This window comes from Pseudomonas sp. Pseusp15, assembly GCF_059492165.1.
The window spans coordinates 5,631,172-5,649,175 of record NZ_CP168523.1 but is presented as its reverse complement, the minus strand read 5'-3'; the positions used below and the strand labels follow the sequence as shown (position 1 = coordinate 5,649,175).

At 59.2% G+C, this 18,004-nt stretch carries 15 protein-coding genes; 7 read left to right on the top strand and 8 right to left on the bottom strand.

Translation table 11 applies throughout. The features are described 5' to 3' along the window. Window positions 1-38: 38 nt before the first annotated feature. From ACEN8R_RS25475 to ACEN8R_RS25465, 3 genes are read left to right on the top strand one after another with little or no spacing between them, the layout of a single operon-like run. Window positions 39-1,004 (top strand): HlyD family secretion protein, encoded by a 966-nt coding sequence (locus ACEN8R_RS25475; RefSeq protein WP_018927580.1) that lies wholly within the window; start codon window positions 39-41, stop codon window positions 1,002-1,004. Continuing rightward, the gene (gene rbbA, locus ACEN8R_RS25470) at window positions 1,001-3,724 is read left to right on the top strand and encodes a ribosome-associated ATPase/putative transporter RbbA (protein WP_495624430.1); all 2,724 of its coding nucleotides are present in this window, start codon (window positions 1,001-1,003) and stop codon (window positions 3,722-3,724) included. The genes ACEN8R_RS25475 and rbbA overlap by 4 nt, the downstream gene beginning before the upstream one ends. Beyond that, window positions 3,724-4,842, top strand: a complete 1,119-nt coding sequence (locus ACEN8R_RS25465) for an ABC transporter permease (protein WP_258612824.1) — start codon at window positions 3,724-3,726, stop codon at window positions 4,840-4,842. The genes rbbA and ACEN8R_RS25465 overlap by 1 nt, the downstream gene beginning before the upstream one ends. Before the next feature lie 60 nt (window positions 4,843-4,902). Here the strand turns inward: ACEN8R_RS25465 and ACEN8R_RS25460 are convergent, their stop codons facing one another. Beyond that, window positions 4,903-5,310, bottom strand: a complete 408-nt coding sequence (locus tag ACEN8R_RS25460; RefSeq protein ID WP_019580533.1) for a flagellar basal body-associated protein FliL — start codon at window positions 5,308-5,310, stop codon at window positions 4,903-4,905. 150 nt (window positions 5,311-5,460) lie between these two features. Here ACEN8R_RS25460 and ACEN8R_RS25455 point away from each other — a divergent pair, with 150 nt between their 5' ends. Together ACEN8R_RS25455 and glpT are read left to right on the top strand one after the other, a co-directional pair. Beyond that, entirely contained in the window at window positions 5,461-6,438 is a 978-nt protein-coding gene (locus tag ACEN8R_RS25455; RefSeq protein ID WP_018927576.1) for an NADPH:quinone oxidoreductase family protein, read from the top strand. 203 nt (window positions 6,439-6,641) lie between these two features. Then, window positions 6,642-7,991 carry a glycerol-3-phosphate transporter gene (gene glpT / locus ACEN8R_RS25450; protein ID WP_018927575.1) on the top strand — a complete coding sequence of 450 codons (1,350 nt, stop codon included), beginning with the start codon at window positions 6,642-6,644 and terminating at the stop codon, window positions 7,989-7,991. Here the strand turns inward: glpT and ACEN8R_RS25445 are convergent. After that, window positions 7,967-8,635: a gamma-glutamylcyclotransferase gene (locus ACEN8R_RS25445; RefSeq protein ID WP_018927574.1), complete on the bottom strand. Its 669-nt coding sequence runs from the start codon at window positions 8,633-8,635 to the stop codon at window positions 7,967-7,969. The genes glpT and ACEN8R_RS25445 overlap by 25 nt on opposite strands. A gap of 385 nt (window positions 8,636-9,020) precedes the next feature. Between ACEN8R_RS25445 and ACEN8R_RS25440 the strand changes: the two genes are divergently transcribed. Beyond that, on the top strand, window positions 9,021-9,464 hold the full coding sequence (locus tag ACEN8R_RS25440; protein ID WP_019580529.1) for a hypothetical protein: 444 nt from the start codon (window positions 9,021-9,023) through the stop codon (window positions 9,462-9,464). A 14-nt stretch (window positions 9,465-9,478) separates the two neighbouring features. Here the strand turns inward: ACEN8R_RS25440 and ACEN8R_RS25435 are convergent, their stop codons facing one another. The 6 genes from ACEN8R_RS25435 to ACEN8R_RS25410 form a co-directional block, all read right to left on the bottom strand. Next, entirely contained in the window at window positions 9,479-10,447 is a 969-nt protein-coding gene (locus ACEN8R_RS25435; RefSeq protein WP_018927572.1) for a CDP-6-deoxy-delta-3,4-glucoseen reductase, read from the bottom strand. Continuing rightward, window positions 10,447-11,913, bottom strand: coding sequence for a 4-hydroxy-3-polyprenylbenzoate decarboxylase (gene ubiD / locus ACEN8R_RS25430; protein WP_018927571.1), 1,467 nt, complete (start codon window positions 11,911-11,913; stop codon window positions 10,447-10,449). The genes ACEN8R_RS25435 and ubiD overlap by 1 nt, the downstream gene beginning before the upstream one ends. 81 nt (window positions 11,914-11,994) lie before the next feature. Then, a complete protein-coding gene (locus ACEN8R_RS25425) occupies window positions 11,995-13,950 on the bottom strand; it encodes an acyltransferase family protein (protein ID WP_495624429.1) in 1,956 nt (651 codons plus the stop codon). A gap of 332 nt (window positions 13,951-14,282) precedes the next feature. Beyond that, entirely contained in the window at window positions 14,283-15,542 is a 1,260-nt protein-coding gene (rho, locus tag ACEN8R_RS25420) for a transcription termination factor Rho (RefSeq protein ID WP_007899384.1), read from the bottom strand. A 247-nt stretch (window positions 15,543-15,789) separates the two neighbouring features. Next, window positions 15,790-16,119: a thioredoxin TrxA gene (gene trxA, locus ACEN8R_RS25415; RefSeq protein ID WP_003206727.1), complete on the bottom strand. Its 330-nt coding sequence runs from the start codon at window positions 16,117-16,119 to the stop codon at window positions 15,790-15,792. Window positions 16,120-16,239: 120 nt separating this feature from the next. Further along, entirely contained in the window at window positions 16,240-16,947 is a 708-nt protein-coding gene (locus tag ACEN8R_RS25410; protein WP_019580526.1) for a FadR/GntR family transcriptional regulator, read from the bottom strand. A 257-nt stretch (window positions 16,948-17,204) separates the two neighbouring features. On the opposite strand from ACEN8R_RS25410, the gene ACEN8R_RS25405 reads away from it, so the two are divergent. Continuing rightward, on the top strand, window positions 17,205-17,990 hold the full coding sequence (locus ACEN8R_RS25405; RefSeq protein WP_018927568.1) for a transporter substrate-binding domain-containing protein: 786 nt from the start codon (window positions 17,205-17,207) through the stop codon (window positions 17,988-17,990). Window positions 17,991-18,004: the final 14 nt, after the last annotated feature.

Genomic DNA, 18,004 nt, shown 5'->3' with positions numbered 1-18,004 from the left:
CCTGTCAGACTGGGACGCAATAGACGCAGGATGCAGATATGTCGACGCACAGCCGCTCTTCGCTTTTCTTCGTTTTTTTGCTGGGGGCTGTATTGCTGGCCGCCGGAGGGTTTGGTTATTGGCGGTCGACCGTTAACCGACTGCCCCAAGGGTTGTCTGTCGGCAATGGTCGACTTGAAGCCACTGAAGTGCAGATCGCCAGCAAAACACCCGGTCGATTGGCTGAAGTGCTGGTGGACGAAGGCGACAAGGTAACCCAGGGGCAACTGTTGGCCCGCATGGACACCCGTACCCTCGAAGCACAGCGCAACCAGGCTGAAGCCGAAGTGATACGCGCCCGGGAAAATCTTTCCGCGGCCCAGGCCAATGTGAAACTGCGCCAGAGCGAGCAACTGCTTGCCCAGCAAGAGCTCAAGCGCTCCCAGGCATTGTTCAATCGCGGTTTCGCCAGCGGCCAGATCATCGACCAACAGCAGTCACGCTTCGACACCGCCAACGCCGCCGTTACTGCGGCCCGCGCCCAGGTGTCCGCCGTCGGCGCAGCCATTGGCGCGGCGCAGGCACAAGTGGCTCAGTTAACCAGCGAAATCGACGACAGCAGTTTGCGAGCCCCCATCGACGGGATCATTCAGCTTCGCATGGCCGAACCCGGGGAAGTGCTCGGCGCCGGAGGGCGAGTGTTGCTGCTGATTGACCCGAATGATCAATACATGAATCTCTACCTTGCAGCATCCGTCGCCGGACGCTTGGCGGTCGGCGATGAAGCGCGGATCCTGCTGGACGCCCTGCCCGACCAGCCACTGCCGGCAAAAATCAGCTTCGTGGCGGCCAAATCGCAGTTCACGCCCAAAGAAGTCGAGACTCGCGACGAACGTCAGAAACTGGTATTTCGGGTCAAGCTACGCCTGACCCGTCCCAGCGCCGTGCCCCAGGCCAAACCGGGGATGCCCGGCAATGGTTACGTGCGCACCGCTCCCATTGACTGGCCGGCCAATCTTCAATGACCGGCCTGGCACTGCATGCCACTCGCCTTCAGCACCGCTATGGCGAACGGCATGCGCTGACCGACATCACGCTCAGTCTGCCTACCGGTACCCGGTGTGGGTTGATTGGCCCGGATGGCGCCGGCAAATCCAGCCTGCTGGGATTGATCGCCGGCGTGAAGACGCTACAGGAGGGCCAACTGGAAGTGCTCGGTGGCTCGATCCAGGACCGGCGCCACCGCAACAGCCTCTACTCGCGCATCGCGTTCATGCCTCAAGGCCTGGGCGGTAACCTGTACCCTGATCTGTCGATCCGCGAGAACATTCACTTTTTCGCCACACTGTTCGGGCTGTCCGCGGCCGAAAGCGATCAGCGCATGCACAGCCTGCTACAGGCCACCGATCTACTGCGATTTGCCGAGCGCCCGGCCGGCAAGCTGTCGGGCGGAATGAAACAGAAGCTCGGACTCTGTTGCGCACTGATCCATGAGCCGGATTTGTTGATCCTCGATGAGCCGACCACTGGCGTCGACCCTTTGTCCCGACGGCATTTCTGGGAGTTGATCGATGACGTTCGGCGCCAACGCCCGCAACTGACACTACTGGTCGCCACCGCGTACATGGAAGAGGCCGAGCAGTTCGAACACTGCCTGATGCTCGACGGCGGCAAACTGATCGCCGCCGGTTTGAGCCGCGATCTGGCGGCGGTAACCCCCAGCGGCAAGCTCGATGAAGCCTTCACTCACTTTCAGGGTGACACCGGCCACGACAACCAGCCGCTAGTGATCCCTCCCCGAACCAATGCTACGGCCGACATCGCCATCCAAGCCCATGACCTGACCCTGCGCTTCGGCGATTTCACCGCTGTGGATAAAGTCAGCTTCGCCATCGGCCGCGGCGAGATCTTCGGGTTTCTGGGCTCCAACGGCTGCGGCAAAACCACCACCATGAAAGTGCTTACCGGACTGATTCCGGCCAGCGAAGGCAGTGCCATGCTGCTGGGCAACCCAGTGAACGCCAAGGATCTGGCCACCCGCAAGCGCGTCGGCTTCATGTCTCAGAGCTTCTCGCTCTATGGCGAACTCAGTGTCCGGCAGAACCTGGACCTGCACGCGCGACTGTTCGATCTGCCCCAGGCCGACAGCACTCAGCGCATCGACGAACTGATCCAGCGCTTCAGCCTAACCAGCGTCGCCCATCAGCCGTCCGGTGCATTGCCGCTGGGTCTGCGCCAACGATTATCCCTGGCGGTGGCGGTGCTGCATCGCCCGGAAGTGCTGATCCTCGACGAACCTACCTCCGGCGTCGACCCGGCGGCGCGGGACGATTTCTGGCGACTGCTGATCGAACTGTCCCGTGAACAGGACGTGACGATCTTCCTGTCCACCCATTTCATGAACGAAGCCCAGCGTTGCGACCGCATCTCATTGATGCACGCAGGCAAGGTTTTGGCCTGCGACACCCCGGCAGCACTGCAACAGCAGTTCAACGGCCAGACACTTGAGGCCGCGTTCGTCACCTGCCTGGAACAGGCCCAGAGCCCGGGCGCGACAGAGGCGCCACCAACGCCCATCGACACAACGCTCGCACCCACCCCATCGATGAAAGACCGTCGCTTCAGCTTTGGGCGACTGCGGGCATTGGCGAGCCGTGAAGGCAAGGAACTGCTGCGCGATAGAGTACGCCTGGCCTTCGCTCTGCTCGGGGCGATGCTCATGATGGTGATTTTCGGCTATGGCATTTCCCTGGACGTGGAGAAACTCGCCTTCGCGGTCTACGACCAGGACCAGACCCCGCAAAGCCGGGCTTATCTGGAGGCCTTCCGCGGCTCCCGTTACTTCGACGAACAACCCCCGATAAGCGATCCGGCGCAGTTGCATCGACGACTGCAACGCTCGGAAATCAAACTGGCGCTGGAGATTCCCCCCGGATTCGGTCGGGATCTGTTCGCCGGTCGCCAGCCTACGGTGGCGGCCTGGCTCGACGGCGGTATGCCGTTTCGCGCTGAAACCAGCCGCAACTATGTGGAAGCGGTACACCAGGCCAACCTGGAGCAACTGGCGGATCAGTCCAGTCCCGCACCATCCCGGCAAGCGCCAGCCAAACTGGAAACCCGTTTCCGCTACAACCAGGATGTCGTCAGCGTCAACGCCATCGGCCCTGGAGTGATGGCGCTGATCCTGGCGTTCATCCCGGCCATGCTGACTGCGCTGGGCATTGTGCGGGAGAAGGAACTGGGCTCGATCACCAACTTCTACGCCACACCGCTGACCCGCCTGGAGTTCCTGTTAGGTAAACAGGTGCCGTATCTGGCCGTCAGCCTGATCAATCTCGCCGTGCTGACAGCCATGAACCGCTGGCTGTTCGGCGTCCCTTTCAAGGGCAGCGCATTGACCCTGGCCTTCGGCGGATTGCTCTACGTGCTGGCGACCACCAGCATGGGCCTGTTGATTTCGGCGTTCACCCGAACCCAGATCGCCGCCATTCTCGGCACCATGATCATCACCAGTCTGCCGACCATCCAGTTTTCCGGTCTGATCGTGCCACGGTCATCCCTTGATGGCGCCGCCGCGGTCATGGGGATGCTGTTTCCGGCAGGCTATTTTCTCGATATCGCTGTCGGCACCTTTACCAAGGCGCTGGATATCCGGCAGTTGTGGCCACAATGCCTGGCGCTGTTCGGGTTCTTTCTCGGGTTCACCGGGCTCAGCCTGGCCATGCTGAAAAAGCAGGAGGTCTGATGCATAAGCTCGCGCACATCCTGCGTCTTGGCCTCAAGGAACTCACCAGCCTGCGACATGACAGTGTATTGCTGCTGTTCCTGTTCTACGCCTTTACAGTGGCGATCTACATGCCGGCCGCGGGCTCAGTGATCGGTGTGCACAACGCCAGTGTGGCCATGGTCGATGAAGATCACAGCCCCATGTCACGCCAACTGGCCCAGGTTCTGCGGCCGCCGGAATTTCAACCACCGGTGCCGCTGCCTTATGGTCAACTGGACGAGGTGCTGGACAACGGGCGGTACACCTTCGTGATCAATGTTCCAGCCAATTTTCAGGCCGATCTGCTGGGCGGCCACCAGCCGGCGGTGCAGGTCAACGTCGACGCCACGGCCATGAGCCAGGCGTTCATGGGGGCAGGCTATATCGGGAGGATTTTCCAGCGCGAGCTGTTGACCTACAGTGGCCAGGGCGATGCGGCGAGCCAGACACCCGTGCGGCTGACAACACGAGCGCTGTTCAATACCAATCTGGAGGGTGGCTGGTTCCTGGCGGTGATTCAGATCGTCAACAACATCACGATCCTGGCCATCATCCTGACGGGCACGGCGCTGCTGCGTGAACGCGAACACGGCACTCTCGACCATTTGCTGGTGCTGCCGCTGACGGCACTGGAAATCATGCTGGCGAAAGTCTGGAGCAACATGCTGGTGGTGGTGCTGTGCACCTGGGTGTCGCTGGAAGTCATTGTCAAAGGCGCCCTTGGCGTGCCGCTGGCTGGCTCCATGAGCTTTTTCTTGCTGGTAACGGCGGTTTATCTGTTCGCCAGCACGGCGCTGGGGATATTCCTCGCGACCCTCGCCCGCTCGACACCGCAGTTCGGCTTGTTGGCGATTCCGGTGATTATCCCGATGTTGCTGCTTTCCGGGGGCAGTACGCCCCTCGACAGCATGCCGCAATGGCTGCAATGGGTGATGCAGGGCTCGCCATCGACGCACTTCGTCAGCCTCAGCGCCGCGATACTGTTTCGCGACGCCGGCATCGGCGTGGTCTGGCCGGACTTGCTGGCATTAAGCGCCATCGGCCTGCTGTTCTTTACCATTGCACTGCTGCGGTTTCGCAAGAGCCTGGCGTCCTGAAGGGCCGAGTCGCCCTTCGCGGGCAAGTCCGCGAAGGGGCCGCCCCAGACAACAAAAGCCTTACTGGATAATGAGGTTGTTGAACAACAGATCCTCAACCACCGGCTTGCCGGTTTCGTCGTTCATCACTTGCTGGGTCTGCTTCAAGGCTTCCTGACGCAGCTTTTCCTTGGCTTCGACGTTGTTCATGGTTTCAGTGGTCTGCTGGGCAAACAACGCCACCAGCTGATTGCGGATCAACGGCTCATTGGCCTTCACCGCCTTGGTCGCCTCGTCACCAGTCACCCGTAGCGCCACATCGGCCTTGTAGACCTTGAGCTTCGGCGTGCCATCCAACCCATAGTTGCCCACGAACGGCGGGCTCAGGGTGATGTAGTTGACCTTCGGGGCTTCACCTTCTTTGGCTTCTTCGGCCATCGCTGCCACAGGCAGAGACAGGGCCAGCATCAACATGATCCACGCTTTCACAATTCGCTCCTTATCCGGTTTGCGGCCTAGCATAACGACCCGCCGCTCAAGCACAAGCTTATGGCTGACTATCAGGGTCGGGCATGCTCGTTGACCCGTTAACTCACACACCTACACTTATCGGCCATCACTCCCAAAGGAATAGCCCTGATGAAAGCCGTGCTGTGCAAAGCCTTCGGCCCTGCCGAATCGCTGGTGCTGGAAGACGTCGCCAGTCCTGTTGCGAAGAAGAACGAAATCCTGCTGGACGTGCACGCGGCCGGGGTGAATTTCCCGGACACGCTGATCATCGAGGGCAAATACCAGTTCAAACCGCCCTTCCCGTTTTCACCGGGTGGCGAAGCGGCTGGCGTGGTCAGCGCGGTGGGGGAAAAGGTCAGCCACCTCAAGGTCGGTGACCGGGTCATGGCCCTGACTGGCTGGGGCAGTTTCGCCGAGCAGGTCGCGGTGCCGGGCTACAACGTGCTGCCGATCCCGCCATCGATGGACTTCAACACTGCCGCCGCTTTCAGCATGACCTACGGCACTTCGATGCACGCCCTCAAGCAACGAGGCAACCTGCAACCCGGCGAAACCTTGCTGGTGCTCGGCGCGTCCGGCGGCGTCGGCCTCGCCGCCGTGGAAATCGGCAAAGCCATGGGCGCCCGGGTGATCGCCGCCGCGAGCAGTGCGGAAAAACTCGCGGTGGCCAAAGCCGCCGGCGCCGATGAGCTGATCAACTACAGCGAAACCAGCCTCAAGGACGAAATCAAACGCCTGACCGACGGCCAGGGCGCCGACGTGATCTACGACCCGGTGGGCGGGGACCTGTTCGACCAGGCCATCCGCGCCATCGCCTGGAACGGTCGTCTTCTGGTGGTCGGTTTCGCCAGTGGACGTATCCCCGAACTGCCAGTGAACCTGGCACTGCTCAAAGGTGCTGCAGTGGTCGGCGTGTTCTGGGGCTCGTTTGCCCAGCGCCAGCCACAGGACAACGCGGCGAACTTCCAGCAGTTGTTTCACTGGTTCGCCGAAGGCAAATTGAAGCCGCTGGTGTCGCAGGTGTATCCACTGAGCAATGCGGCGCAGGCGATCAATGATCTTGGCCAGCGCAAGGCGGTCGGAAAGGTGGTCGTGCAGGTTCGTTGATCGTTTTCAAGCCAGGTCGCAGCCTGCGACCTGGCTCCGTCATCCCCGTACCGACTCTCATTTATACCTGAGCGACATGTTCATAAAGGAACATGCAATCTCCAACATTTCCGCTGTTTTGCCGATGCGAACCGGTGCTATTTTCGGTAACGAAACTGTAACATTCGCATCCGCAGTCAAAACAAGAAATCTGGAGCTCTTGAATGTTTGCTTTCTTTCGTCCTGCCGCACATCAGGCTCCATTGCCTGAAGAAAAAATAGACAGCACCTACCGACGCCTTCGGTGGCAGATCTTCGCCGGGATTTTCATTGGCTATGCCGGTTACTACCTGCTGCGCAAGAACTTCACCCTGGCGTTCCCGGACCTGATCGCCCAAGGCTATACAAAAGGCCAACTGGGTGTGGCGATGTCGGCGATTGCAATCGCCTACGGCCTGTCCAAGTTTCTGATGGGCATCGTGTCCGACCGCTCCAACCCGCGTTACTTCCTGCCCTTTGGCCTGGTGGTGTCCGCCGCGGTGATGTTCGTTTTCGGTTTCGCACCTTGGGCCACCTCCAGCGTGACCATGATGTTCATCCTGCTGTTCATCAACGGCTGGGCGCAAGGCATGGGCTGGCCGCCGAGCGGGCGAACCATGGTGCATTGGTGGTCACAGAAAGAGCGTGGCGGCGTGGTTTCGGTCTGGAACACCGCGCATAACGTTGGCGGTGGCTTGATCGGCCCGCTGGCGATTCTCGGCATGGGCTGGTTCAACGACTGGCACAGCAAGTTCTACGTACCGGCTGCCGTGGCGCTGTTGGTCGCCGTGTTTGCCTTCATCGTGATGCGCGATACTCCGCAGTCGACGGGCCTGCCGCCGATTGAGAAGTACAAAAACGATTACCCGGAAGGCTACGACGCCAGTCACGAAGAGGAATTCAGCGCCAAGGACATCTTCGTCAAATACGTGCTGCGCAACAAAATGCTCTGGTTCATCGCACTGGCTAACGTTTTCGTCTACCTGCTGCGCTACGGCATTCTGGACTGGGCGCCGACCTACCTCAAAGAGGTCAAGCACTTCGACTTCGACAAGACCTCGTGGGCTTACTTCCTGTACGAGTGGGCGGGCATTCCCGGCACGCTGCTGTGCGGCTGGATGTCGGACAAGATCTTCCGTGGCAACCGTGGCCTGACCGGCATGGTGTTCATGGCGTTGGTGACCGTTGCGACGATCGTGTATTGGCTGAATCCACCGGGCAATCCGATGATCGACATGATCTCGCTGTTCGCCATCGGCTTCCTGATCTACGGCCCGGTGATGCTGGTCGGCCTGCAGGCGCTGGAACTGGTGCCGAAGAAGGCCGCGGGTACGGCCGCAGGCTTTACCGGCCTGTTCGGTTACTTGGGTGGTTCCGTCGCGGCCAGTGCCATGATGGGCTACACCGTGGACTATTTCGGCTGGAATGGCGGCTTCATTCTGTTGGTCGTTGCCTGCCTGCTGGCGATGGCGTTCCTGGCACCCACCCTGGGCCACAAAAACGTCGCCAGTCAGGGCCGCGAAGCGCTCGCCTGATCTGCCTTTGATTTACAGCGCTTGAGCCGCGCCTCCAGATTCCGGTCTGGCATGGCGTGGCTACGCAGGGCGTGGGCGGTCTGCTCGACATACTCGCGAGTAGTGCCATAGCGCCCGCAAGCGTTCTCGAATACTTGGCTCAGCACGTGATCCGGCAAGTTGCCGGCATAGCTGGGCAGGTGCCGCTCCAATACAAATCCCAATGCCTGAACCTGGTTTCCGTTTTCAAGACGGCAGTTGAGCCAGTGTGGACGATAGGAAGGGAATGGCATCTCGCGCTGCCAGAGTGCATAAAGTGAAGCCTCGAGTTGTTCTTCGGGCAAACGATAGGCGAACCCGCTGCACGAACCACCGCGATCCAGGCCAAATACCAGCCCCGGCACTTCCGGCGTGCCGCGATGCTCGTGGGACCACAGGTACAAACCGCGATGGTAGCCATGCACCCGGCCGCGCACCCGCTCAACCGCCGCACATTCAGGCCGCCAGATCAGCGAACCATACGCGAATAACCAGACCGGCCCACCCTTGTGGCGCGCCATGGTCGACTGCATCGAGCTGAGCAATTGTTCGTGTGTAAGCTGCGGCCCCAGATCGAGCCGCGGAGGGTAAGCCAGATTCAAAAAAGCAGATTCAATGGCGCTCATGGCAATAAAATTTTGGCCCAGCAATTATTACAAAATATAAACAACTTTCACTTCATAGAACATATAGCAGTAATACTAAAACGAAAAGTACTAAGCGCCCTATGACCTTGCGCCCCCTATAAAAAATCCAATACTGAAGCTGGAGGGCTTGGCGATATACCCTAATATCATTTAAGAGAATTCTTAAATACCAGAACGAAATATACATAAGCATTCGGCGCGTCTAGGATAAAGCTCACCTAGGAGAAAATGCCTACAAACCCTTCGGATTTACCGCCTACCCATTGCAGCTTTACGTCGCGTATAACGGCCACCCAAAGACGCAAACCAAACTGCCTCAAAGGCCTGAACAATGAAAACACCATGGATTTACGGGTTACTTCTAATGCTCACGGCGCAGCACTCGCTGGCCGAGGACACCTCTGCGAAAGACACCGGCTCCTGGTATTTGCAGGCCAGCGTCTATACCAGACACTTCTCCCCCGACTCCGACCACAATAACAATCAGGACCTCATCGGTCTTGAGCGCGAGCAAGCGTCCGGTTGGTTGTTTGGTGGCGCAACTTTTCGCAACTCGTTCAGCCAGCGTTCATATTATGCGTATGCGGGCAAACGCTACGAGAGCGCTGACTATCCCGTGTACATAAAACTTACCGGTGGTCTGTTGCAAGGTTACAGCGGCAAGTCTCAGGACAAGATCCCTCTGAATCACTTCGGGGTCGCGCCGGTGATCATTCCTTCAGTCGGGGCACACTACGGACCATTGGCAGCCGAGCTGGTGTTGCTCGGCTTCAATGCCGCCATGGTGACAACCGGGGTGCGCTTCTAGAACGGTTCACGCACCTATGATCGCGGGGCGTAAGCAAATACATCGGCACGCATTTGATGGGCATCCATCCCCGCTTCGACCAAAGCATCGAGCGTGCCATAGACCATGGCTGGAGAGCCGCTGGCATAGACGTGCAGTGCTTTCAGATCAGGGAAATCTTCACACACCGCCTCATGCAACATGCCGCAACGCCCCTGCCAGCCGCATTGATCGCTGACGACTTTATGCAGGAACAGATTGGGCAGCTTCAGCCATTCATCCCAATGTTCGATCTCATAAAAGTCTTCGGGACGACGTACGCCCCAATACAGGTGCACCGGATGCTTGAAGCCCGTGGCGCGGCAATGTTCGATGAGGCTGTGGATCTGGCCCATGCCGGTACCGGCAGCAATCAGTACGAGAGGACCGTTCGGCAGTTCCGCCAGATGGGTGTCGCCGAACGGCATCTCGATCCGCACCATCGGGTTGCGCTGGAGCTGTTCGATCAGGCTCAGCGCGCTGCTTTCGCGCGCCAGCACATGAATTTCCAGGTCGCGGCCGGAATGCGGTGCAGAGGCCAGGGAAAAAGCGGATTTCTCGCCACTCTCACGCTCGATCATCAGGTACTGGCCGGCGTGATAGCGCGGCGGCTTGCCCGCTGGCGCACGCAGACGCACGCGCCAGGTATCGCCACCGACGTCCCTGCATTCAATGACCTGACACGACACGCTGCGCACCGGCAGTTCTCCCAGCGCGAGCACGCCATCCCACAACACGATGCAGTCTTCCAGCGGCTCTGCAATGCAAGTGTAGAACTCGCCATGGTCGCGCACATCGCCAGCCTGTTCGACCCGCCCTTCCACCAGCAATGCGCCGCACACATGGCAATTGCCGTTACGACAGCTTTGCGGGCATTCATAGCCCAGGCGCCGCGCGCCATCGAGAATCCGCTCGCCGGGCAGAATCTCAAGCACTGCTCCGGAGGGCTGCAAGGTTACACGCATCAATCTATTCCTAACTGATTCCAGATGGCATCGATCCGTTGGGTAACGGCTTCATCCTTGACGATGACCCGGCCCCACTCACGGGTGGTTTCGCCTGGCCATTTATGCGTGGCATCGAGCCCCATCTTCGAACCCAGGCCGGAGACCGGCGAGGCGAAGTCCAGGTAGTCGATCGGCGTGTTATCGATCATCACCGTGTCGCGCTTGGGGTCCATGCGCGTGGTAATGGCCCAGATCACGTCGTTCCAGTCCCGTGCGTTGATATCGTCGTCGGTGACGATAACGAACTTGGTGTACATGAACTGTCGCAAAAACGACCAGACACCGAGCATTACCCGCTTGGCGTGACCGGGATACGACTTCTTCATGGTCACGATGGCCATGCGGTACGAGCAGCCTTCGGGCGGCAGGTAGAAGTCAGTGATCTCCGGGAATTGCTTCTGCAGGATCGGTACGAACACTTCGTTCAGCGCCACACCGAGAATCGCCGGCTCATCCGGCGGACGGCCGGTGTAGGTGCTGTGGTAGATCGGCTTGATCCGATGGGTGATGCGCTCGACGGTGAACACCGGGAAGCTGTCGACTTCGTTGTAGTAGCCGGTGTGGTCGCCGTACGGACCTTCATCGGCCATTTCGCCCGGATGGATCACGCCTTCGAGGATGATTTCGGCAGTGGCCGGTACTTGCAGGTCGTTGCCGCGGCATTTCACCAGTTCGGTGCGATTGCCCCGCAGCAGACCGGCGAAAGCGTATTCGGAGAGGCTGTCCGGCACCGGCGTCACGGCGCCAAGAATGGTGGCCGGGTCAGCGCCCAGCGCCACGGACACCGGGAACGGCTGGCCGGGGTGTTTTTCGCACCATTCGCGGTAATCCAGCGCGCCGCCACGGTGGCTTAACCAGCGCATGATCACCTTGTTGCGACCGATCACCTGTTGACGGTAAATGCCGAGGTTCTGGCGATCCTTGTTCGGACCTTTGGTGACAGTCAGGCCCCAAGTGATCAGCGGGCCGACATCGCCTGGCCAGCAGGTCTGCACCGGCAACATCGCGAGGTCGACATCGTCGCCTTCGATGACCACTTCCTGGCACACCGCGTCTTTGACGACTTTCGGCGCCATCGAGATGATCTTGCGAAAGATCGGCAGCTTGGACCAGGCGTCCTTCAAACCTTTCGGCGGCTCGGGCTCCTTGAGGAACGCCAGCAACTTGCCGATTTCGCGCAACTCGCTGACCGATTCGGCCCCCATGCCCATGGCCACCCGCTCGGGGGTGCCGAACAGGTTGCCGAGCACCGGAATGTCATAGCCGACAGGTTTTTCGAACAGCAACGCCGGGCCCTTGGCCCGTAGCGTGCGATCGCAGACTTCGGTCATCTCCAGCACTGGAGAGACGGGGATCTGGATGCGTTTCAACTCTCCGCGCTGCTCAAGCTGCTGCACGAAATCCCGAAGATCCTTGAATTTCATTTGACGATGGCACCCCTAAAATAGGCGTACATCCTACCTGCTCTGCCGCCCAAACAGCAGCCTGTCAGTGCGCAGCAGCAATCAATTGTGATTTGCACCCAGCAGCACCGGGGCAAACAACGGGCTCAAGCGGGCACTGCCGGCGTCCGAAAGATGATCCTCGTCCTTGTACTGCGAATGACCATTGACCTCGATACTGCAAATCTGGCCCACACACATCAATGGCGTGGGATCGATGACATGCACACCTGAGTCGGCGGCACTCATCGAGTCGAACAAGGTATTGAGAAAACGCTGGCGCGCCAGATGCTCTTCGAGCGGTCGGCCCAGTCCCTCGGCCGATCGCCCGATGCGGGCCAGGCTCGTCAGTCGGTCAATGGAGCCCTTGCGCTGCAGCGGCACTTCCTTGAACAACCAGACTTGCGCGCCCGCGCCTCTTATCGCCGCCACCCGCGCCTTGAGCGCCATGGCCATGCGTTCCTCGGCCTGAGCCATATTGTCATACTGATTAAGCAGGACCTTTTTATCGCCGTCTTCGCGACCGTAAATGTACAGGTTCCAATTGGATGCCAGCACCACATCCTTGATCTGCAGACTGCGAACCCGCTCCATTGTCTGCTCGTTGAAATCCTTGCAACGCTGGCGCAGGTCATTGCTCAGAACCGGCGGACAGGCACTCATGCTGTAAAGCCATACCGGGCGACCCTCGCGCTTTGCGCTACTTTCGATCGCCGGTAACAGCGCGGCCGCGTGACTGTCGCCCCAGAACATTTGTGTCGCCGGAATCTCTTCGTTACCACCCACCAGACACGCCTTGTCCAGTTCTTTGTCCGAAGTCACCAACATGCATTTCATCTGCCCGGCCCGCCACTCTCGAGACTGCGCATATTCCAGCGCTTTGCCGGTAAGGCGTTGAGGAAAACCGTCCGCCGATCGCACCATCGAACCGGTGACGGCCAGCGCGATCATGGCTAGCAAGCCCCCCAATAACACAGGCTTGCGTCCGGCAAGCAGGAGCCGTTCACGGAATGGAAGCTCGACGAAGCGCCAGCTCAACCAAGCAAGCCCGAGCGCCAATAGCATCCAGCCCGTAGCCTCCAAGGGCTGAATGCCGTCGATCGAAGTGGCATTGGCGTAGACATAGACCGGCCAGTGCCACAAATACAAGGAATAGGAGAGCAAGCCGATCCATACCAGCGCGCGAGCACTTAAAACCTGACCACTCCATGTAGAACCGTACCCGCCAGACCAGATCAGCGCGGTTGCACCGAGCACAGGCAGCAGTGCCGCCCAGCCTGGGAACACCGTCGCCTTGTCAAAAGTGAAAACTGCCACCAGGACCGCCGTTAACCCGGCCACTCCCACAGACTGATAGAGCCAGGGCCGCACAGCCTGTTTTGAGGCGGGCAAGACCGCAAGCATGGCACCGCACAAAAGCTCCCAGGCGCGTGTCGGCAGCGAGAAGAAAGCGACGTCGGGCTTGCGGTCGATATAGGCAATATTGAGCCCAAAAGACACCAGCAGCATGGCAAACAGCATCCAGCGCCAATGGCGTACATGGCGCATCAACAACACCATCAACAGCGGAAAGAAGATGTAGTACTGCTCTTCAACGGCCAGGGACCAGGTATGCAGCAGCGGCTTCAATTCCGACGCAGGCTGGAAGTAGCCGTCTTCGCGCATGAACAGAATATTTGAAATGAACAGCGACTGATAACGAACCGTTCTTCCCAACTCGGAGAAGTCCTTGGCCGTCAGCAGCAACCAGCCCAGAGCCAGCGTCGCCAGCAGCACCACACTCAGGGCCGGAATGATCCGTCGTGCACGGCGAGCCCAGAAATCGACGAAGCTGAAACGCTGCGCGCCGATCTCACGGAACAGAATGCTGGTAATCAGGAATCCGGAAATGACAAAGAAGACATCGACACCGACAAAGCCACCGCTGAAAGTGCTGAAGCCAAAATGAAACAGCACGACCGGAATAACGGCCAGAGCCCGCAATCCGTCGATATCACGGCGATTGCCAAATGTGTGCATAACGTTCCTTGTCGTTCCCGATACAAAGCTGATTGAAAAGGGACTCACCGGTAGCGCGACTGCGGAGATTCGACGGAGATCAACTTCTGGAAAGATCTGTCAAAACACTTGACTCAATCGCCAGCCAGATTGAATACAGGGGCAATTGATCTGCTGTTAGCGGGCGGCGGCACCCATTGAATGGGCTCCAGTTTACAGCACGACAAGTATCAATCCAGATACAAAATACCGAGCGCAAAAAAAAGAGCGCCCTTTTGGGGGCGCCCTTCTTTGAAGCGTTTGTCCCGTCCTGGACAGGTTTAACCAACTCCAGGACCAGACAGTACTTCGTGTTACTTGCGCTTCATCGACAGGAAGAACTCGTCGTTGGTCTTGGTCTGTTTCAGCTTGTCGACCAGGAACTCGATGGCAGAGACTTCATCCATCGGGTGCAGCAGTTTGCGCAGGATCCACATACGCTGCAGTTCATCGTCGGCTGTCAGCAACTCTTCGCGGCGAGTACCGGAGCGGTTGATGTTGATGGCCGGGAACACACGTTTTTCGGCGATCTTGCGATCCAGAGGCAATTCCATGTTGCCGGTGCCTTTGAATTCTTCGTAGATCACTTCGTCCATCTTCGAACCGGTTTCAACCAGCGCGGTAGCGATGATGGTCAGCGAGCCGCCTTCTTCGATGTTCCGTGCAGCACCGAAGAAACGTTTCGGTTTCTCCAGGGCGTGGGCATCGACACCACCGGTCAGCACCTTGCCGGAGCTCGGGATCACGGTGTTGTAGGCACGCGCCAGACGGGTGATGGAGTCGAGCAGAATCACCACGTCCTTCTTGTGCTCGACCAGGCGCTTGGCCTTCTCGATCACCATTTCGGCAACCTGCACGTGGCGGGTTGGCGGCTCGTCGAACGTCGAGGCAACCACTTCGCCGCGCACGGTGCGCTGCATTTCGGTCACTTCTTCCGGACGCTCGTCGATCAACAGCACGATCAGATGAACTTCAGGATTGTTACGCGCGATGTTTGCCGCGATGTTCTGCAGCATGATCGTTTTACCGGCTTTCGGCGGAGCGACGATCAGGCCGCGCTGGCCTTTGCCGATCGGGGCGCACAGGTCGATGACACGACCGGTCAAGTCTTCGGTGGAACCGTTACCGGCTTCCATCTTCATGCGCACAGTCGGGAACAGCGGGGTCAGGTTCTCGAAGAGAATCTTGTTTTTCGCGTTCTCGGGACGATCGTAGTTGATCGTGTCGACCTTGAGCAGCGCGAAATACCGCTCGCCTTCCTTCGGAGGACGGATCTTGCCAACGATGGTGTCACCGGTGCGCAAGTTGAAGCGACGGATCTGGCTCGGCGAGACGTAGATATCGTCCGGGCCGGCGAGATAGGAAGCGTCAGCGGAGCGCAGGAAGCCAAAGCCGTCCTGGAGAATCTCCAGCACGCCATCACCGGAGATTTCCTCGCCGCTTTTAGCGTGCTTTTTGAGCAGGGAGAAAATCACGTCCTGCTTGCGCGAACGGGCCATATTTTCTATGCCCATCTGTTCGGCCAATTCGAGCAGTTCGGTAATCGGCTTTTGCTTGAGTTCAGTCAGATTCATATAGGAATGACGTAATCATTTATGGAGGGGGGAAATTAAGCTTTTGGCTTAATGAGGCCGCGCCGCAGAGAAGGCGACAGGATCGCGTACTTATTCGAAAAGGAGTGCGTCGGCGACGGCTAGCAGGGGGCAGTGGAGAAACCAGTGCGGGGCCGAATGTACCACCTGAGTTTCGGAGCGTCTAGCCCTCAATAACGAAAAGGCCCCGCATAATGCGGGGCCTTTTCATGACGCTTTATAACAACGCTTAGATGTTGGCGTCGAGGAAAGCGGCCAATTGCGACTTCGACAGCGCGCCGACCTTGGTGGCTTCGACGTTGCCGTTCTTGAACAGCATCAGCGTCGGGATACCACGCACGCCATGCTTGGCCGGGGTTTCCTGGTTCTCGTCGATGTTCAGTTTGGCAACGGTCAGCTTGCCTTTGTAGGTCTCGGCAATTTCGTCCAGGACAGGAGCGATCATTTTGCAAGGGCCGCACCACTCAGCCCAGTAGTCGACCAGTACAGCGCCTTCGGCCTTGAGTACGTCGGCCTCGAAGCTAGCGTCGCTAACGTGTTTGATAAGATCGCTGCTCATGGAAGTCTCCAGGTTGTAAGCAAAAAAACGTGGCCCATCATAGCTGCCCTTCCCCCGTTCAGGAAGCCGCAGATGATTGAGTCTCGCTATGGTGGCCCATGAATTTGGGTATAGCTCAAGTCACGAGGTGGCGGGAGCGACGAAGGCAATCCCGGTGCGCAGGGCGGCGTTGCGCACATGCTCCTGCATGGCCTTCTGTGCGGCACCGGACGATCGGCGCGCCAGTGCACGGAGGATTTTACGGTGTTCCTGCCAGGTTTCCATGGCCCGTTCGGCCCGGATGAACGGTAGCTTCTGGCTCTCCAGAAAGATGTCGGCGCTGGCTGTCAGGATGCTCAGCATCGCCTGATTGCCGCTGGCCAGGAGGATGCGCCGGTGAAACTCGAAGTCCAGTCGCGCCGCTGCATCGAAGTTGGCGGCACGCAGTTCGTTGCGCATGGCGGCGACGTTGTCTTCCAGGGCATCAAGATCCTCGGTGCTCAGGGTCACGGCCGCCAAACCCGAAGCAAAACCCTCCAGCGCATAGCGCAACTGGAAGATGTCCAGCGGCGATGCCTGGGCCGCGAATGGCCAGCCCGGCACCGCATCGCCCCGGGGCAGATCGACCGGTGACTGCACGAATACGCCCTTGCCCGGCTGGATGCTGATCACGCCCAGCGCACTCAGGGACGACAACGCCTCGCGCAACGACGCCCGGCTGACCCCCAATTGCACCGCCAGGTCCCGTTGCGAGGGCAAGGCATCACCCGCCCCGAAACCTTGCTCGGTGATCAGTTTGCGGATGGCTTGCAGCGCCACTTCAGGTACTGCGCGGGAGATCGAGTTCATGGTTTCTTCAGACGAACCAGGCCAATGAGCGGCTAGTTGTAAAGCTATTCGCGACGTCCGGCAAGTCGTGCCCCATGGGGGTTCGGGAGTTTTCACGGTTGCGCCATCAAGGTGCGAAATGCCACCCAACTGTTCAGACCAGTAAGACCGAGCAACACCAGCAAAACCGTGGCCTGCAACCCCTGAAACCGAATCTTGGCATGGCCCGTGCTCTGTCGATCCGCAGAAATCACTTCCCGCCGATCCGGAGATTTGCCATGACCCAGCGTTACAGCGCCCTCCTCGCAGCCCTGTTTGCCAGCCTGATGCTGAGCCAGGCACCCGCCCACGCCGACGGTCTGGAGGATGTGGTCAAACGCGGCACCCTTAAAGTCGCCGTGCCCCAGGACTTCCCGCCGTTCGGTTCGGTCGGCCCGGACATGAAACCGCGCGGCCTCGACATCGATACCGCCAAACTGCTGGCCGACCAACTCAAGGTCAAACTCGAACTGACCCCGGTCAACAGCACCAACCGCATCCCGTTCCTGACCACCGGCAAGGTCGACCTGGTGATTTCCAGCCTCGGCAAGAACCCTGAACGCGAGAAAGTCATTGATTTCTCCCGTGCCTACGCGCCGTTCTACCTCGCCGTATTCGGTCCGCCAGACGCCGCCATCAAGGGCCTGGACGATCTCAAGGGCAAAACCATCAGCGTCACCCGTGGCGCCATCGAAGACATCGAGCTGACCAAAGTCGCCCCCGAAGGCGTGACCATCAAACGCTTCGAAGACAACAACTCGACCATCGCCGCCTACCTTGCCGGGCAAGTCGACCTGATCGCCAGCGGCAACGTGGTGATGGTGGCGATCAGCGAGAAAAACCCGAAACGCGTACCGGCCCTGAAAGTGAAGCTCAAGGACTCTCCGGTGTACGTCGGCGTGAACAAGAACGAGCCGGCGTTGCTGGACAAGGTCAATCAGATCCTCACCACCGCCAAGGCTGACGGTGCGCTGGAAAAGAACTCGCAAACCTGGTTGAAAGAACCGCTGCCGGCCGATCTCTGATCGTTCGCTCGGGA

Coding starts and splice junctions, on each gene's coding strand:
- trxA (WP_003206727.1), bottom strand. CDS start 16,119: ATGAGCAGCGATCTTATCAAACACGTTAGCGACGCTAGCTTCGAGGCC.
- ACEN8R_RS25440 (WP_019580529.1), top strand. CDS start 9,021: ATGCTCACGGCGCAGCACTCGCTGGCCGAGGACACCTCTGCGAAAGAC.
- ACEN8R_RS25455 (WP_018927576.1), top strand. CDS start 5,461: ATGAAAGCCGTGCTGTGCAAAGCCTTCGGCCCTGCCGAATCGCTGGTG.
- ACEN8R_RS25425 (WP_495624429.1), bottom strand. CDS start 13,950: ATGCACACATTTGGCAATCGCCGTGATATCGACGGATTGCGGGCTCTG.
- ACEN8R_RS25410 (WP_019580526.1), bottom strand. CDS start 16,947: ATGAACTCGATCTCCCGCGCAGTACCTGAAGTGGCGCTGCAAGCCATC.
- glpT (WP_018927575.1), top strand. CDS start 6,642: ATGTTTGCTTTCTTTCGTCCTGCCGCACATCAGGCTCCATTGCCTGAA.
- ubiD (WP_018927571.1), bottom strand. CDS start 11,913: ATGAAATTCAAGGATCTTCGGGATTTCGTGCAGCAGCTTGAGCAGCGC.
- ACEN8R_RS25435 (WP_018927572.1), bottom strand. CDS start 10,447: ATGCGTGTAACCTTGCAGCCCTCCGGAGCAGTGCTTGAGATTCTGCCC.
- ACEN8R_RS25445 (WP_018927574.1), bottom strand. CDS start 8,635: ATGAGCGCCATTGAATCTGCTTTTTTGAATCTGGCTTACCCTCCGCGG.
- ACEN8R_RS25475 (WP_018927580.1), top strand. CDS start 39: ATGTCGACGCACAGCCGCTCTTCGCTTTTCTTCGTTTTTTTGCTGGGG.
- ACEN8R_RS25465 (WP_258612824.1), top strand. CDS start 3,724: ATGCATAAGCTCGCGCACATCCTGCGTCTTGGCCTCAAGGAACTCACC.
- rbbA (WP_495624430.1), top strand. CDS start 1,001: ATGACCGGCCTGGCACTGCATGCCACTCGCCTTCAGCACCGCTATGGC.
- ACEN8R_RS25405 (WP_018927568.1), top strand. CDS start 17,205: ATGACCCAGCGTTACAGCGCCCTCCTCGCAGCCCTGTTTGCCAGCCTG.
- rho (WP_007899384.1), bottom strand. CDS start 15,542: ATGAATCTGACTGAACTCAAGCAAAAGCCGATTACCGAACTGCTCGAA.